General features: G+C 63.9%; 9 protein-coding genes. All 9 read left to right on the top strand.

The genetic code is table 11. From position 1 onward, the window contains the following. The first annotated feature begins 14 nt into the window (after positions 1-14). The 9 genes from ABD937_RS20100 (at position 15) to ABD937_RS20060 (ending at position 17,333) form a co-directional block, all read left to right on the top strand. Positions 15-5,969, top strand: a complete 5,955-nt coding sequence (locus tag ABD937_RS20100; protein ID WP_345257712.1) for a nidogen-like domain-containing protein — start codon at positions 15-17, stop codon at positions 5,967-5,969. A 211-nt stretch (positions 5,970-6,180) separates the two neighbouring features. Further along, positions 6,181-6,393 carry a hypothetical protein gene (locus ABD937_RS20095; RefSeq protein ID WP_345257711.1) on the top strand — a complete coding sequence of 71 codons (213 nt, stop codon included), beginning with the start codon at positions 6,181-6,183 and terminating at the stop codon, positions 6,391-6,393. Positions 6,394-6,729: 336 nt separating this feature from the next. Further along, a complete protein-coding gene (locus ABD937_RS20090; RefSeq protein ID WP_345257709.1) occupies positions 6,730-8,310 on the top strand; it encodes a sensor histidine kinase in 1,581 nt (526 codons plus the stop codon). Beyond that, positions 8,307-12,341: a response regulator gene (locus ABD937_RS20085; RefSeq protein WP_345257708.1), complete on the top strand. Its 4,035-nt coding sequence runs from the start codon at positions 8,307-8,309 to the stop codon at positions 12,339-12,341. The genes ABD937_RS20090 and ABD937_RS20085 overlap by 4 nt, the downstream gene beginning before the upstream one ends. 179 nt (positions 12,342-12,520) lie before the next feature. After that, positions 12,521-12,880, top strand: a complete 360-nt coding sequence (locus ABD937_RS20080) for a response regulator (protein WP_345257707.1) — start codon at positions 12,521-12,523, stop codon at positions 12,878-12,880. Between the two features lie 216 nt (positions 12,881-13,096). Then, the gene (locus ABD937_RS20075; protein WP_345257706.1) at positions 13,097-13,906 is read left to right on the top strand and encodes a CheR family methyltransferase; all 810 of its coding nucleotides are present in this window, start codon (positions 13,097-13,099) and stop codon (positions 13,904-13,906) included. Continuing rightward, on the top strand, positions 13,888-14,466 hold the full coding sequence (locus tag ABD937_RS20070) for a chemotaxis protein CheB (RefSeq protein WP_345257705.1): 579 nt from the start codon (positions 13,888-13,890) through the stop codon (positions 14,464-14,466). Before ABD937_RS20075 ends, ABD937_RS20070 begins: the two co-directional genes overlap by 19 nt. A 102-nt stretch (positions 14,467-14,568) precedes the next feature. Next, positions 14,569-16,212: a M61 family metallopeptidase gene (locus tag ABD937_RS20065; protein WP_345257704.1), complete on the top strand. Its 1,644-nt coding sequence runs from the start codon at positions 14,569-14,571 to the stop codon at positions 16,210-16,212. A 77-nt stretch (positions 16,213-16,289) separates the two neighbouring features. Continuing rightward, positions 16,290-17,333, top strand: coding sequence for a serine hydrolase domain-containing protein (locus ABD937_RS20060; protein WP_345257703.1), 1,044 nt, complete (start codon positions 16,290-16,292; stop codon positions 17,331-17,333). Positions 17,334-17,531 lie beyond the last annotated feature (198 nt).

Genomic DNA, 17,531 nt, shown 5'->3' with positions numbered 1-17,531 from the left:
CAAAAAATTGCACTATGCGCTTTTTTACCAAGAAGCGGGCTTATGGCCTGTTGCTTCCCTTGCTCTGTTGTGCCCTGACTGCTTCGGCACAGCAACATCCCCAGTTCACCGACACCGGTAACCCCACCGAGGATTCGGCCCGCTACGCGCAGGGCCTTGCGCAGTATGCGCAGGCCAAGCGGCAGACAGCGGCGCGTATGAGCGTCGCCACGGCCGAAGCGCCCTCCAAGGCCGCTCCGAAAAGCCTGGGCAGTGCCACGGCGCGCCTCGCCTCGCAGAGCTGCCTCATCCCGCGCGACGCCTCGTGGATCCAGATCCCCGTGGGCGACGACAACTCCAGCGCCGTGATCCCCCTCGGCTTTACGTTCGACCTCTACGGCCAGTCGTACAGCAATGTGTACATCAACACCAACGGCAACGTCACCTTCACGGGTGCGCTCAACACCTACAACGCCTCGGGCTTTCCGTTCAACACGGCCATCCTCGCGCCTTTCTGGGCCGACGTGGAAACGAGCACCTGCGGTGGCGTCTATTACAAAAAGGAAGCGACCCGCATGATCGTGACCTGGGAAAACGTAGGCTACTACTCGGTACAGTGCGGCATGCGCAACACCTTCCAGGTGGTGTTCGGCACCACCAACGACCCCGTGATCGGCCTCGGCCAGAACGTGCTGTTCAACTACGGCGACATGCAGTGGACCACCGGTCAGGCTTCGGGCTCGCAGAACGGCTTCGGCGGTACCGCCGCCACCGTGGGCATCAACAAGGGCGACAACGTCAACTACGTGCAGATCGGCCGCTTCAACGTCAACGGCGCCAACTACGACGGCGGCGGCGGCACCAACGACGGCATCAACTACCTCGACTACCAGTGCTTCTCGTTCAACGTGAGCACGGCCGGTAATATTCCTCCGTCCTTCTCCGGCTTCCCCACGGGCAACACCGTGACGGTGAACTGCGGTGAGACGGCCAACTTCACTATCCAATCCCTGCCTCCCGAGGTGAACCAGGTAGTAACTACCGAGGTCAACACGGGCGGTGTAAGTGGCATTTCGGCCAACGTGACCAATGGCGCCGTGTCTACGGCCACGCTCACCGTGAGCGGGCAGGCCAGCAACGTCGGCACACATACGGTCACCTTCACGGCCACCGACAACGGCTCGCCAGCAAAGTCAGCCACGCAAACGCTGACCGTAGTTGTACTGCCCCCGCCTTCTGCCTCTATTACGCTTTCGGGGCCGGCCACCTTCTGCGTCGGCGGCTCTGTGACGCTTTCCGCACCTGCAGGAGCAGCGGGCTACCTCTGGAGCAATGGCGCCACTACGTCGTCCATCGACGTGAGCGCGACCGGTACTTATACGGTGACCGTAACCGGCACCGGCGGCTGCTCTTCCACTTCGGATCCCGTAACCGTGACCGTGCATCCCAAGCCTGTGGTTTCCATCGGCGCTTCCGGTGCCACGAGCTTCTGCCCCGGCGGCAGCGTCACGCTCACTGCCTCGGGCGCCGACAGCTACTCCTGGAGCACGGGCGCCACTTCGGCTTCCATCAGCACCGGCCAAACCGGCACGTATACGGTAACGGGCACCACTAACGGCTGCTCGGGAACGGCATCCGCTACGGTGAACGCCACTGACGCCACCCCGCCCTCCATCTCCTGTCCCGGCAACCAGACGCTGGCCAGCTGCGCCACAACGATCCCCGCCTATGGCCTCAGCGCCCTAGCCTCCGACAACTGCACCCCCGCAGGCGCCCTCACTATCACGCAGGTGCCGGCAGCCGGTACCGCCATCGCCGCCGGCAGCACGGTAACCGTGACGCTCACGGTCAAGGATGCCGCCGGAAACCAGGGTAATTCGTGCACCTTCACGGTCACCCGTCCCAACATCACCCCGGTTGCCGGCAACGACGCCGCTTCGGTGTGCAGCGGCAGCAGCGTGACCATCGACGTGCTCGCCAACGACACGCATCCTCAGGGCAGCTCCCTTTCGGTGAACGACTTCGCTACGCCCTCCGTGGGCACCCTGGTGAAGACCGCCGACAACAAGCTCCTGTATACGGCTCCCGCCGGCTACTCGGGCCCGGTTACCTTTACGTACACCACCAAAGCCTCCGACGCCACCATCGGCTTCAGCGGCAACGGTCACTATTATGAGTGGGTGCCTTCTTCCGGCATCACCTGGACGAACGCCCGCGCACAAGCGTCCAACCGCACCTACAACGGCCTCAAGGGTTACCTGGTCACCATCACCTCGGCTGCCGAGATGACCTTCGTACGCACGAAGCTCCAGGGCTCCGGCTGGATGGGCGCTTCGGACCTCGCTTTCGAAGGCCAGTGGCGCTGGGTCACCGGCCCCGAAGGCCTCGAGAACAACGGCGCCGGTCGTCACTTCTCCAACCAGAGCAAAACCGGTAACTGCTCCGCCAACTGGGCACCCGGCATCAACGGCAACTACGCCAACTGGGCCACCGCCGGCGAGCCGAACGACTGCGGTGCCAACGTGGGCCAGTTCAATCCGATGAACGTAAACCGCGGCGGTGAGCACTACGCGCACTTCTACGGCGATGGTATCTGGAACGACTTCCCCAACAGCGTAGGCGGCAACATCGCCGGCTACGTGGTGGAGTACGGCGGCCTTGAAGGCTGCATCCCCGAGCTCACGGCTTCGGCCACCGTCACCGTTACGGTGAAGGCACTGCCGACAACATCGGTCAGCGCTTCCTCGCTCGACATCTGCCCCGGCACTTCGTCGACCCTCACTGCGTCCGGCGCCGACACCTATGTATGGAATACGGGTGCCACCGGTGCTACCCTCGTGGTGACCGCCCCCGGCACCTACACGGTAACCGGCACCAGCAACGGCTGCACGGGCGCTCCGGCCTCGGTGCAGATCAAGCAGAATACGGCGCCGGCCATCAGCGGCGTGAATCCCTACCTGCAGGCCTTCACAGCGGCCAACTCCTGCACCGCCGTGGTGAACTACCCGGTTGCCGCCTCCGGCATCCCGGCGCCTGGTGTAAGCTACTCCTTCACGGGCGCTACGAGCGGCTCGGGTAATGGCACCGGCAGCGGCCGCACCTTCAACAAGGGCGTGACGCATGTAGTAGTGACCGCGACCAATGGCTGCGCCACGGCAACTGCCTCCTTCGATGTTACCGTCGTCGACAACGTGAAGCCTGTGGCCAGCTGCAAGAGCGCCACGGTTTATCTCGATGGCAATGGTAAAGCCTCCGTTACCGCTGCACAGCTGAACAACAATTCTTCCGATAACTGCAGCCCCGTGAGCCTGTCGGTGGTGAAGTCGGGCATCATCTGCGGCATCGCTGCAGAGAACGGCACCATTACGCTCCAGGCGCCTGCCGGTACGGTCATCGACCGGATCGACTTCGCCTCTTATGGCACGCCCACGGGCAGCTGTGGCAACTTCGTGCAGGGCTGGTGCCATGCCGGCAACAGCAAAGCGGTTGTGGAAGGCCTCGCGCTCAACCAGAACAGCTTCTCGGTACAGGCCAGCAACCTGGTATTCGGCGATCCCTGCTTCGGCACGGTGAAGCGCCTCGTGATCCAGGCCCACTACACCGGTGTTTCCACCAGCAGCGACTTCGACTGCTCCAACCTCGGCGACAACGCCGTGACCCTCGTGGTGACGGATGCCGACGGAAACGTGTCGACCTGTACTTCTACGGTAACGGTGCTGGACGCCATCGCGCCGGTGCCCCAGCTGGCGAGCCTCCCCGTTGTTACGGGCCAGTGCTCCGCTACGGCCACGGCTCCCCTGGCTACCGACAACTGCGCCGGCACCGTGGTGGCTACTACGGCCGACCCGGTGACCTACACGCAGCAAGGCACTTATACCATTACCTGGACCTACAGCGACGGCAACGGCAACTCGACGACACAGCAGCAGACCGTGACCATCGCCGATACGGAGCAGCCGGTACTGACGGATGTTCCTGCCAGCACTACGGTTTCCTGTGATGCGGTGCCTGCGGCTGCCCAGCCCGGCGCTACCGACAACTGCGACGCTGCCCCGGCCGTAACCCTGGCCGAGACCAGCACGCAGGATGCAGCCCCCAATGCAGCCGGTCATTACAACTACACGATCACGCGTACCTGGACCGCTACGGACCATGTAGGCAATACTTCCTCGGCTACGCAGACGATCACGGTGCAGGACATTACAGCTCCGGTGGTGACCTGCCCGGGCGACAAGACGCTGAACTGCCAGGATGATGCCTCCACCACTGCCAACGGCGTGGCTACGGCTACCGACAACTGCGCGCCGGTATCGATCACGCACAGCGACGTCAGCACGCAGAGCGCCGACGTCAATAGCCCCGCTCACTACAACTACACGATCTCCCGCACCTGGACGGCTACGGACGTGAGTGGCAACGCTACGACCTGCGTCCAGACCATCACCGTACAGGACGTGACCGCCCCGGTGATGACCTGCCCTGCATCGGTGACGCTGAGCTGCGAGGCAGACAACAGCACGGCTGCCAATGGTGTGGCTACGGCTACGGACAACTGCGCTCCTGTTGCGATCGCGTACAGCGATGTGAGCACGCAGGTGGCTGATGTGAATAGTGCCGCCCACTACAACTACGTGATCACCCGCACCTGGAAGGCAGCAGATGTATCCGGCAACGCCACGACCTGCATCCAGACCCTCACGGTACAGGACGTGACCGCTCCGGTGATCACGACGGCTGCCGGTTCTATGGACCGCACCGAGGAGTGCTCCGACAATAAGGCCATTGCCGATGCCCTGGCCCTTGTGCCGGCGGCCTCCGACAACTGCGCCCCGGTAACGCTGCACCTCGTAAGCGACGTGAAGACAGCCGCCTGCGGCGCCACCTACACCCGCGTGCGGACCTGGAACTTCACCGACGTATCGGGTAACACGAGCGCTGTCTTCACCCAGACCCTGACGGTAGTAGACCGCACGGCTCCTGTGGTGACCTACAACGTGAACGCGGTAGAGCATTGCTACGACACGACGTCCACGCACTATACGGTTGCCGCTATCGTGGCTACGGATAACTGCACGGCCGTGACCTACAGCTACGCAGTGAGCGGACCGGGCGGCTTTACCCGCACCGGCACCGGCCCCGACGCCTCCGGCACCTTTGCTGTTGGCATGAACACGATCAGCTGGACGATGAAGGACGCCTGCGGCAACACCACCACTGCGGTGACCACCGTGCGCCTGAACGCCCCGATCCTGGGTACGTTCAACTCCTTCACGGTGCTGCAGCAGGGCGCCCTCGCCAACACCATTTACCTGGGCTATACCCCTGCCTCCACCGCCGCCATCAAGGTGACGGCTACGGGCGGCACGGCTCCGTACACGTATAGCTGGGTGAAGAGCAGCGGCAGCGCCAGCTTCACCCCCTCCGGCGACGGCTCCACCATCCAGGTGACGGCTGCTGCGGCCGGAACCGTGACCTTCTCGGTAACCGTTACGGACAGCAAGGGCTGTAAGGCGGTCTTTACCAAGACGATCCGCGTCATCGACGTACGCTGCGGCAACAAGAACGACAAGGTGCTGGTGTGCCACGCTACGGGCTCTGCCTCCAACCCGTATGTGCAGATCTGCGTAGCACCGAGCGCCGTGCCCGCACAGCTTGGCAACGGATCCTACCTCGGCACCTGCACCGGCACGCCCGCTACCACGCGCAGCGAGCCGAAGGCACCGAAAGCCGTTGCTGCTATCGAAGCATCGGTGGTGGCCTTCCCCAACCCGAGCCGCGGCCTCGTAAGCCTGCGTATCAGCGGCCTCAGCGGCAAGCTTACCGTGGAAGTGTGGAACGCTCAGGGTGCCGTAGTGACCCGCCGCGAGACCACCGCCACGCCGCTTACCGGCATGACGCTGGACCTGCAGACCGTAGCAGGCGGCCTCTACACGATCCGCATCACCGATGGCAAGCAGGTACTCAGCACCCGCGTCACCATCGCCCGATAAGCATCCTCTTGGTTCTTGTACAACGAAAGCCCCGGCCGAAACGCCGGGGCTTTCTTATTTCGCTTTCGGCGGAGCAGGGTGCCTGCCTTTGCCGTAAGCAGGAGCCGGGTTCGCCGGGCAGAAGGGCCTGCCGGTCTAAAACAGCGGTTCGCCTCCGGGCCCTGCCGCTACTTTTGCCCTACTCCCCACCGGGAGTCTTAAACTGAACGCGATGCCCGCCGTCAAGAACATTACTCTCCAGTTCCCCAATTTCACCTCGATGAAGCACATGGTGGAACGCTGCAGCCTCCAGGTGACCGGCTTCGACACCATGAACTACACGATCTCCGGCAACTTTACGCCCGAAGTGCTGGCCATGGCCCTCGGACAGCTCGGCGCGCAGGTCTTTGCGTCCGATCATTATGCCGGCGTCCGCTTCAACTAGAAGGCTGCTGGAGCTGGTGGAGGGTTGAAAAAGGCCGCAAGCGGCCTGGTTTGCGCAGCGACGCAGCGAAAGGCGGCGCAGCGGCATTTTTCTGAAATTCATCTTACATTTTTTCGCTACGCCGCCTCCCGCCCCGCCGCCGCGTGAAAGGGGCCGCTTGCGGCCTCACTGATCCATCAGATAACTCAAACAGCCGGTAAGGCATGCGCAGGCCTTTCGCCCCATCCTGTGGCACCGGTTTTTCTGTTTTGGCACCGGCACTGTAACAGACCCCCGGAAAAGCCCTAAATTCACGGCTTCGGGAGTCCTCCTCTGCCCTTACCCAAACGCCGCCACATGATCCTTATCGTTGACGATAAGCCAGAGAATCTTTTTTCCCTGCAGCAGGTGCTGCAGGGCAACCGCTTTGACACCGACACGGCGCAATCGGGTGAGGAAGCCCTTCGCAAGGCGCTCAAGAACGACTACGCCCTCATCATCCTCGACGTACAGATGCCCGGCATGGACGGCTTCGAGGTTGCCGAGGCCATCACCGGCCTCAACAAAACCCGCGACATCCCGATCATCTTCCTCTCTGCCGTCAACACCCACAAGCGCTTTGTGACCAAAGGCTTCGAGTCGGGCGCCGTCGACTACCTCACGAAGCCCGTCGACCCCGACATCCTGATCCTCAAGGTGCGCAACCTCGTGCAGCTGTACGAGAAGACGCATGCCCTCAAGGAGGCCGAGCGCGAGCTGAAGGCCCGTGTGAGCGAGCTGCAGTCGACGCTGGAATCGCTGCCGGGGATCGCCTTCGCCGCCAATGCTGGGGGTGGCCTCGAGCGCACGAACCAGCACTGGCTCGAGTACGCCGAAGGCCCCGACACCTTTCCGGAGACCGTGCCCGGCAGCCCGCCGCTGGAAGCCGTGTGGCAGGAAGCGGTACGGCAGGGGGGGCGCATCGAGGAGGAGGTATGCCTGCGCCGCCTCGCCGACGGCACCTACCGCTACCACCTGCTGCGGGCGATGCCCGTATTTGTACAGGAGCGCCTCGTGCGCTGGGTAGGCACCCTCACCGACATCCACGAGCAGAAGCAGCTCAACGAGCTCCTCGAGCGCCGCGTAGCCGAGCGCACGCGCGAGCTGCTGGAGACCAACCGGGAGCTCGAGATCATCAACCACGACCTGCAGCAATTTGCCTCCGTGGCCTCGCACGACCTGCGCGAGCCGCTACGCAAGATCCAGCTCTTCGGCAACATGATCTACGACGCGGGAGTGCTCCAGGGCAAGTGGGCCGGCCACCTCGAAAAGATGATCCGCTCCTCGGCGCGCATGAGCACCCTCATCCAGGACCTGCTCAGCGTGACCCGCCTTTCGGAGAACGAGCGCTTCGAGGCGGTGGACCTTACCGTGCTCGTGCGCGACGTACTCTCCGACCTCGAGCTCGTGATCCGCGAGAAAGGCGCGGCGTTCCACCTCGACCCGCTGCCCGTGCTCGAAGTGGTGCCCGCCCAGTTCCGGCAGGTGTTCCAGAACATCATCGGCAACGCGCTCAAGTTTTCGCAGCCCGGTACGCCGCCTGTAGTCAGCATCGCCAGTGCCTTTACGGCCACACCCGACCCCGACGCCGACCCGGCCACCGACGGACCGTTCTGCCGCATCACGATCACCGACAACGGCATCGGCTTCGATGAGAAATATGTGGGCAAGATCTTTACCCTCTTCCAGCGCCTGCATGCCCGCGAGGAATACGAGGGCACCGGCATCGGCCTCGCCATCGTGAAGAAGATCGTAGAAAAGCACAACGGCTTCATCTTCGCCCGGAGCCGCCCCGGCGAAGGCGCCCGCTTCATCCTGCTGCTGCCCGTGCGCCAGCCCGCGCTGCGGCACCCCGTCAAAGACACTGCCCCCTCCACCCTCAACGGAACCCTTTCATGAAACGCCTGTTCGAACGATTGCCCCTGCCCGTGAAGCTGCTGTTGGTGGCCCTCGTGCCCCTGGCCCTGCTGCTGTATTTCGCCTTCGAGATCTTCCTGGAGAAGGATCAGCGCATGGAGCAGCTTGCGAACTATAAAGCCTCCATCCGCCAAACGGCCCGGCTCAGTGCGTTCGTGGACGCCCTCCAGGCAGAGCGCCGCTACAGCTTCGGCTATGCGCTCCGGCACGAATGGGCCGCCGAAATGAAGGACAGCCGGCGGTCTACCGACAGCGCGCTGCAGCAATTCGTTACGGCCGATGCCACCGGTGCAGAGTTCACGCGCTACACGTTCGTTGACTCCCTGCCTGCCTTCCGCCGCCTCATCGACCGCGACCTGGTGGCGGCGCCGGACGTGATGAACTACTACACCAACACGATCTTCCGGCTCAACTCCGTCAACTCGGTATCGGCGGGCAACAACCTCCTGCTCCGTCCCGTCACCCGTGAGCTGCAAGGGCAGAAGCTCCTGTCGGAGATGATCACGTATATGGGCATCCTGCGGTCCAACATGTACATGGCCCTGCAGCTGCGCCAGTCGCAGGCCGCGGTGGTGGAAGGCCTGCGCGGTATTTTCCTGATCTATCGAAGCTACGAGACGGAGTTCGACCTGAAGGCCACCGACTCGGCACGGCGGGCCTATGCCCGGTTGCAACAGGGCTCGGAGCTGCGCGCGACGCAGGACTTCCTGGGCGCGCAGTTCGCACGCGGAGGGCTCGATACGACGATGGACGCCAACGCGTGGTGGGAGCTCTCCGCAGTGGCCATGGACAAGGTACGCGCCCTCCAGCGCGCCACGCTCGACGCCGCCCAAAAGGGCGTCGACGACCTGTTCGACCGCGAGCAGAAGGCCCGCGACCAGTCGCTGTTTTTCCTGGTGCTGAGCCTCGTGCTGGTGGCGTTCATCGTTTCCACGGTCATCTACCAGATATCCGCGCAGCTCAACGCCCTCAACGCGGCGGCGCAGCAGATCTCCCTCGGGAAGCGCGGCGTACACCTCGAGGCGAAGACCAACGACGTGGTGGGCTCGCTCACCCGGTCCATGATAGCACTCGATGCCGCCAACGTGAACCTTGCCGAAGCCGCCGACGCCATCGGCAGCGGTCGCTTCGACGTGCCCGTGCACCCGCGCAGCTCCGACGACATCCTCGGCAACGCCCTCCTGCGCATGCGCTCCGACCTGCAGCAATACCACCTGGAGAACGAGGAGAAGCTGTGGCAGCACACCGGCATGGAAGCCCTCAACGAAGCGCTCCGCGGCGAGAAGGAGCCGGAGCAGCTGGCGCAGGACGCGCTCGCGGTGCTCGCCGAATATACCGGCACCGAAGTCGGGTTGCTGTATACCCGTGAAGACAACCACCTCGAGTACCGTGCCTCCTACGCCAGCAGCGATATTGCCGCGGTGCCGCGCCGCGTGGAGTTCGGCGAAACGCTCATCGGCCAGGTGGCCGCCCGCAAGAAAACGATGCAACTCGCCAACGTGCCCGATTCCTACCTCCAGATCGCCAGCGGCTCGGGGCGCTCGGCCCCGGCACAGGTGCTGCTGCTGCCCCTCATACACAACGACGTGGTGGAAGGCGTGCTCGAGCTGGCGGCGCTCCAGGAGTTCACCCCGCAGGTACGCTACTTCCTGCAGGGGGCGCAGCCCGTGGTGGCCGTAGCCCTGCACGGCGCACGCAACCGCCAGCGGCTCGCCGAGCTGCTCCAGGAAACACAGGCCCAGTCGGAGGAATTGCAGGCGCAGCATTCCGAGCTCGAGAACATCAACGCCGAGCTCGAGGCGCAGGCCGAGAAGCTGCAGGCCTCGGAAGAAGAGCTGCGCGTGCAGCAGGAAGAGCTGATGCAGGCCAACGCGGAGCTCGAGGAGCGTACGCGCCTCCTCGAAGAGCGCAACATCCTCATCGGGCAGCGCAACCGCGAGATTCAGCAAAAGGCCGAGGAGCTTGCCCTCAGCACCCGCTATAAATCGGAGTTCCTGGCCAATATGTCGCACGAGCTGCGCACGCCGCTGAATTCGATCCTGCTGCTCTCGCGGCTGCTGGTGGAGAACCACGAGAAGAACCTCAGCTCCGACCAGGTGGAATACGCCCAGGTGATCCAGACCTCCGGGCAGGGGCTGCTCGCCCTCATCGACGAGATCCTCGACCTTTCCAAGATCGAGGCGGGGCGCATGGAGCTCGAATTCGCCGAGGTGCCCGTAGAAGTACTGGTGCACGACCTGAAGGGCATGTTTGTGCCCGTGGCGCACGACAAGGGCCTTGCGTTCGAGGTGACGCTGGCGCCGGGCCTGCCGCCGAAAGTGGAGACCGACCGCATGCGCCTCGAGCAGGTACTCAAGAACCTCCTTTCCAACGCCCTCAAGTTCACGTCGGAGGGTACCGTACAACTACTGGTGGCGCCCGGCGCCGGGGAGCAGGTCCGCTTCTCGGTGCGCGACACCGGTATCGGCATCCCTGCCGACAAGCAGGCCCTCGTGTTCGAAGCCTTCCGCCAGGCCGACGGCTCCACCCGCCGCAAATATGGCGGCACGGGCCTCGGTCTCTCCATCAGCCGCGAGCTGACGCGCCTCCTCGGCGGCGAGCTCCGCGTAGAGAGCGAAGCCGGCAAAGGCAGCACCTTCTTCTTCGAGTTACCCGTCAGCCGGCAGGCCGCGCCGCCTGCGCCCGCGCCCGCCGAGGCGCCCTTGCAGTCCGTGGCTGCCGCGGCCGTGCCGCTGCCGCTTCCGGATGCCGAACCGGCCCTGCAGGAACCAGCAACGCCCCGCTACCACGAGTCCGACTTCGAGCCGGCCTTCCCCGACGACCGCAATGACCTCCAGGCCGGCGACCGCACCCTGCTCATCATCGAAGACGATAAGGGCTTTGCCCGCGCCCTGCTCGACTACACGCGCAGCAAGGGCTACAAGTGCCTCGTGGCCGTGCGCGGCGACGAGGGCATCGCGCTCGCGCAGCGCTACCTGCCGATGGGCATCCTGCTCGACATACAGCTGCCGGTGAAGGACGGCTGGGAAGTGATGGAAGCGCTCAAGGGCGATCCGCGCACCCGCCCGATACCGGTACACATGATGTCGTCGCTGGAGGCGAAGCAGGAAAGCCGCATGAAGGGCGCCATCGATTTCATCTCCAAGCCGGTGGCCTTCGAGCAGATGCAGGAAGTATTCAGAAAGATCGAGCAGGTGGTGACCAAAGAGCACCGGAAAGTGTTGATCGTGGAGGAGAACCCGAAGCATGCGCAGGCGCTGGCCTACTTCCTGGAGACCTTCAATGTGAGTGCCCGCATCACCGGCACGGTGGAGGGGAGCGGCGAAGCGCTGCAGGAAGAGGGCGTCGACTGCGTGATCCTCGACATCGGCATGCCCGACAACCACACCTTCGAGCGGCTCGATGGGCTCAAGCAGCAGCCGGGCCTCGAGGGGCTTCCCATCATCCTGTTCACGGGCCGCAGCTTCTCGCGCAGCGAGGAGGTGCGCATCAAGCAGGTGGCCGACTCCATCGTGGTGAAAACGGCGCACTCCTACCAGCGCATTCTCGACGAGGTGTCGCTCTTCCTGCACCTCGTGGAGCAGCAGGCAGGCGAGGAGCCGGCACGCAGGAAGCGCCTCGGCGGGCTTACCGAAGTGCTCACGGGCAAGAAGATCCTCGTCACCGACGACGACGTGCGCAACATCTTCTCGCTGTCGCGCGCGCTGGAGCAGCACGGTATGCAGGTGTTCTCGGCCACCGACGGCAAGGAAGCGCTGCAGCGGCTCCGCGAGCAGCCCGACATCGACGTGGTGCTGATGGACATCATGATGCCCGAGATGGACGGCTACGAGGCGATGCGCGCCATCCGCCGCCAGCCGGAGCTCCGCAACCTGCCGGTGATCGCCGTAACGGCCAAGGCGATGAGCGGCGACCGCGAGAAGTGCATCGAGGCCGGCGCCTCCGACTACATCTCGAAGCCCGTCGACATCGACCAGCTCCTCTCGCTCCTGCGCGTGTGGCTGTATGAATAATGTGCTAATGGGGTAATGTGCGAAGCAAGGGTTTTGGAGGTTGGGTGCACCCAACTATGGAACACCGGTAAGGACGCATCATGAGGCGTCCCGACTCGGCGCCCGGAGCAAAGACAGCAACCGGTAGTACGCTCCCGCAGAGGCGACCCCTTACAAATAACAAATAGACCAATAAACAAATGACGCTGCTGATCATCGACGACGAGCCCCGTAACATCTTCGCACTGGGGGCGGTGCTGAAGGCCAGGGGCTACAAGGTGCTGTCGGCGCCCTCGGCGCCGGAAGGCTTCGACGTGCTGCGCCGGGAGCCGGGCATCAGCGCCGTGCTGCTGGACATGATGATGCCCGAAATGGACGGCACGGCCGCCCTCGCCGCCCTGCGGGCCGACGAAGCCCTGCGCCACCTCCCCGTGATCGCCGTCACCGCCCAGGCTATGACGGGCGACCGCGAACGCGTCCTGGAAGCCGGCGCCGATGCTTATGTGTCCAAGCCCGTGGATGTGGACGAATTATTGCGGTTACTGAAGCGATATGAATAATGGGATAATGTGCTGATGGGGTAATGTGCTGATGAAGGGTTCAGAAAGGTTCAGGAGGGTTCAGGGAGGTTGGGTTACCCACCTATGGAACGCCGGTAAGGACGCATCATGATGCGTCCCGGTTCCCGCCGGGAGGAAAGACAGCAACCGGCAGTGCGCCTCCACAGAGGCGACCCCTTACTAATAGACCAATAGACAAATAGACCAATACACTTCATGATCAAGGACGCGGAACTGGACATCCTGCTGAACGACCTGCTCGAAACCTACGGGTACGACTTCACGGAGTATGCCCGTGCCTCGCTGAAGCGCCGCGTGCAGCGCCTGTTCACCCTCGACCGCTTTCCTTCGTTTGCCGAGTTCCGCTACCGCCTGCGCAGTGAGCCCGAATACTTCCGTCGCTTCGTGGAGGAGATCACGGTGAACGTGACCGAAATGTTCCGCGACCCGGCCTTTTACGAGGCGCTGCGCACAAACGTGCTCAACGTGCTGGCCACCTATCCGCTCATCCGCATCTGGCACGCCGGCTGCGCCACGGGCGAGGAGGTGTACTCGATGGCCATCCTCCTCAAGGAGGCCGGGCTCCTGCACAAGTCGCTGCTCTATGCCACCGACCTCAACCCCGACGCCCTCGAGTATGCGCGCAAAGGCATCTACCCGCTCGCGCACATGAAGATACATTCCGAGAACTACGTGCTCTCGGGCGGGCGCGCCGACTTCTCTTCCTATTACACCGCCCGCTACGACCACGCCCGCTTCGACCGCGAGCTCACGTCGAAGATGATCTTCGCCACCCACAACCTCGTGCACGACCGGTCCTTCAACGAGTTTCAGCTCATCCTCTGCCGCAACGTGATGATCTATTTCGAGAAACCCCTGCAGGACCGTGTGCTGCAGCTCTTCGACAACAGCCTCGAGCCGCTCGGCTTTCTCTGCCTCGGCAGCAAGGAGAACCTGCGCTTTTCCGCCGTGGCCCGTCACTACACCCCCTGGACCAAAGAAAAGATATGGCGAAAGACCGGGTAGCCGAGGCAGTGCTCGTGATCGGCGGATCGGCCGGAAGCCTGGAGGTGTTGCTGACGCTGCTTCCCGGCCTGCGCAAGGGGCTGCCCTTTGCCATCGTGATCGTGATGCACCGCAACCGCGCCGAATCGCAACTCGCCGCGCTGCTTGCGAGCCGCTGCGCCCTGCCGGTGCGGGAGGCCGAGGACAAAGACCCGCTGCATGCAGCAACAATACTTATAGCGCCCGCCGGTTATCACCTCTTACTCGAAGCCAACGGCACCGTGTCGCTTGACTGCTCCGAGAAAGTGAACTACAGCCGTCCCAGCATCGACGTCACCTTCGACACGGCAGCCGACGTATTCGGTACGCGCGCGGCTGGCCTCCTGCTCTCCGGCGCCAACCTCGACGGCGTGGACGGGCTCGCCCGGATCCACGAGGCCGGCGGCACGGTGCTGGCGCAGGAGCCGGCGACCGCCCAGGTCTCGTATATGCCACAGGGAGCGGTCGACCGGCTTGCAGGTATCGTCCGGCTCGCCCCTGCGGATATGGCGGAGGCCATCAACAGGATGTTCGGCGCCTGAGGGCCCGCCGCTCCCGTTCACCCGGTGTTCCGGGCAGTTCATGCACCGCGGCCGCCGGCGCGTTGCCTAATCCGCTAGGTTTGGGAACTTAACGGTTCCCTGATGAAGCTCCTCCTCCCGATGCTCCTCGCGGCCTGCTGCACGCTCACGGCGGCGGCCCAGCCCCAATGGTCTTACTCGTTCCGGATGGATACCGCCGGCACCAAGCCCACCCTCGAGGTGGCCCTGTCGTTTAAAGGCCATGCCTCGGGCCGCACCGAGCTCCTCCTGCCCGATGCCTGGGGGAGCGAGCACGAGCTGTACCGCTTCGTATCGGCACTCGAGGTGCAGGGCGGCGGAGCCCGCCTCGAAGCCAGGAAAGACTCGCTGCACCGCCTCGTCCGCCACCGGCCAGGCGCCGACCTTACCGTACGCTACCGCCTGCAGCAGGACTGGTCGGGGCCCTATGAGAACGGAAAGCATTTCCGCGGCGTGCTGCGCTGGAACTGGATCCGCCTCAGCGGCTATACGCTCTTTGTGCGGCCCGCTACCCCCGACGACCAGACGGTGCGCCTGCAGCTCTCGTGGAAGGGACTGCCTGCGCGGTGGACGATCGCCAACAGCCTGCACTGCGGCAGCCGTGCGTGGCAGGGACGGCTGCGTGCGGGCGACCTGGAGAATTCCTTCTTCGTGGCGGGCGACTTCCGCCTGCACGAGATGACCGTGGACGGACGCCCGCTGCGCTTTGCCATCCGCGGCGACTGGAACTTTCCCGATGCCGAGCTCCTCCGGCGCGCTGCCCGCATCATCAGTGCGGAGCGGGCCTTCTGGAAGGATCAGGGCGAGCCCTATTACCTGGTGGCGCTGGCGCCGACGGACGGCCGCGCCTCCATCGCCGGCAACTCGATGTTCCAGTCCTTTCTCATCGATATGTCGCCGGAAGTGCCGGTCGATGTGTCGCTGCTGTCGATCCTCGCACACGAGTACTTTCACCGCTGGATCGGCATCGACCTGACGCTGGTTGGACCGGAGAACGATCAGAAATGGTTTTCCGAGGGCTTCACCGAATACTACACCTTCAAGATGCTCTGGCGCACCGGCCTTATCGATACAACGGAGTACGTGACGCAGCTCAACCGGCTTTTTCATGCATACCATACGTCGCCGTTGGCCCGCGAGCCACGCTCCTTCCTGAGCGCACACTATTGGGATAACCCGTACTCGCAGCGCCTGCCTTATGTAAAGGGCGCTTCCTTCGCCTATTGGCTCGATGCGACCATCAGCTCCGCGAGCGGCGGCCGGCAGTCGCTCGACGACCTGTTATTTTCGCTGCGCGCTGCGTTCCGCGCCGGGAAGGACATCAACGATTCGCTGCTGGTACAAACGGCGCAGGCGATGGGTGTGGCCGACATGCGCGACGTCTTTCAGAAAACCATCGTGGACGGTGGGCCTGTGCCTTCGGCGGAACATCCCGCGCTGGGCGGGTACCGCATTTCTACGGAGACGGTTCACCCGTTTACGCTGGGTTTCCAGACGGGCTCGCTGCGAAAAGGCGGCTCCGTGGAAGGCGTGGTGGCGGAAAGTGCGGCCTGGCAGGCCGGGCTCCGCAACGGCATGGTGCTGCAGGGCTGGAGCATCACGAACAACGACACGTCGCGCCCGGTGACCCTGAAGGTGGAAGACGGCAAAGGCGGGCTGCAAACGATCTCCTACGTGCCGAAGGCCGCCGTCGGCATCCCGGTGCCGCAGCTGAAGGCGGTCCGTTGAGCCGCAGCCGCATCGATTCCTGCAGGTGCGATTAAACGAACTACGCTCCCGGCCATCTGAGGAGGATAAGCCGTTCCATGAGATACCTGCTTCCCCTGCTGCTTTGCTGCAGCTCCCTGCTCCATGCCCAGTTGCCCGCGCGGGCGCTCGACAGCCTGCTCGAGGCGCATCGCGCCGCCCTCTCCGGCCGCGGGGGAGGAGCCACCCTGCTGCTCGCACGCGACGGACAAATGCTCTATTCGCACTCGGTGGGCAGCTTCACTGCCGACAAGCCGGTACCCATTGCATCGGCCTCGAAGTGGTATGCGGGCGTGCTGCTGATGACGCTCGTGCACGACGGCACCCTCTCCCTCGACGATAAGGTCTCGAAGTATCTTCCTTCCTTCAACCGGCCCGATAAGAAAGACATCACCCTGCGGCAGTGCTTCGCGCTAACGGCTGGATTCGCGGGCGGGTCGGAGGAGCTGGACGAATTCATGAAGTACCGGCGGGAAGGCTTCGCGGCGATGGTGGACCGCATCGCGGAGGAGCCGCTGGCGGCGGCGCCCGGTGCGCAGCTGAACTATGGCGGCATCGGCATGCAGGTGGTGGGGCGCATGTGCGAGGTGGCATCGGGCAAGGGCTGGCACCAGCTCTTCGAGGAGCGGGTGATACGGCCGCTGGGCCTGCGGCATACGTACTACGGCGGGTACCGCATCGGGGCGGCGCCCCGCGTGGCCGGCGGCGTTACCAGCAGCGCGTCGGACTACCTGAAGCTGCTCCGGATGCTCGCGGCCGGCGGGCGCATCGGCGATACGGTGTTGCTGTCTCCCGTAGAAGTACGGGAGCTGCTCGCCGACCAGACCGGCGGCGCGGCCATCGGGTACAGCCCGTTCACGAAATACAAGACCCTGTTCGGCACGGACCGCGATCCGCGCTACGGTATCGGCAACTGGATCATCCGGGAGCCCTCGTTCACCATCAACACTTCGCCCGGCGCCTTCGGCTTCACACCCTGGATCGACCTCGGGCGCGGCTACTACGGCGTGCTGGCCGTGCAGAGCGCCGGCCCGCGCGTAATGCCGGTATTCCGGAAGATCCTGGCAGAGATCGATGGTGGGCTGGGAAGGCGAGAGAAGTAAAAGAAGGGATTTGAACCGCTAAGGAGCTAAGAAGCTAAGGTATTCGCTAAGGAGAGAATTGTTTATTGGTCTATTTGTAACGGTCGTTTCTGTGCGGCATTTCTTATCGTACCGAAACATCTTACCTGGGCGTGCTGCACAGACGCGGAGGCTGAAGTGCAGCAAGCAACCATCCGCGCACATCGTATCAAATCCGTC

This window comes from Flaviaestuariibacter amylovorans (assembly GCF_039541815.1).
GTDB lineage: Bacteria > Bacteroidota > Bacteroidia > Chitinophagales > Chitinophagaceae > Flavisolibacter > Flavisolibacter amylovorans.
Note: the sequence above shows the minus strand (reverse complement) of the source record. Positions and strands in the feature narration are given on the sequence as shown.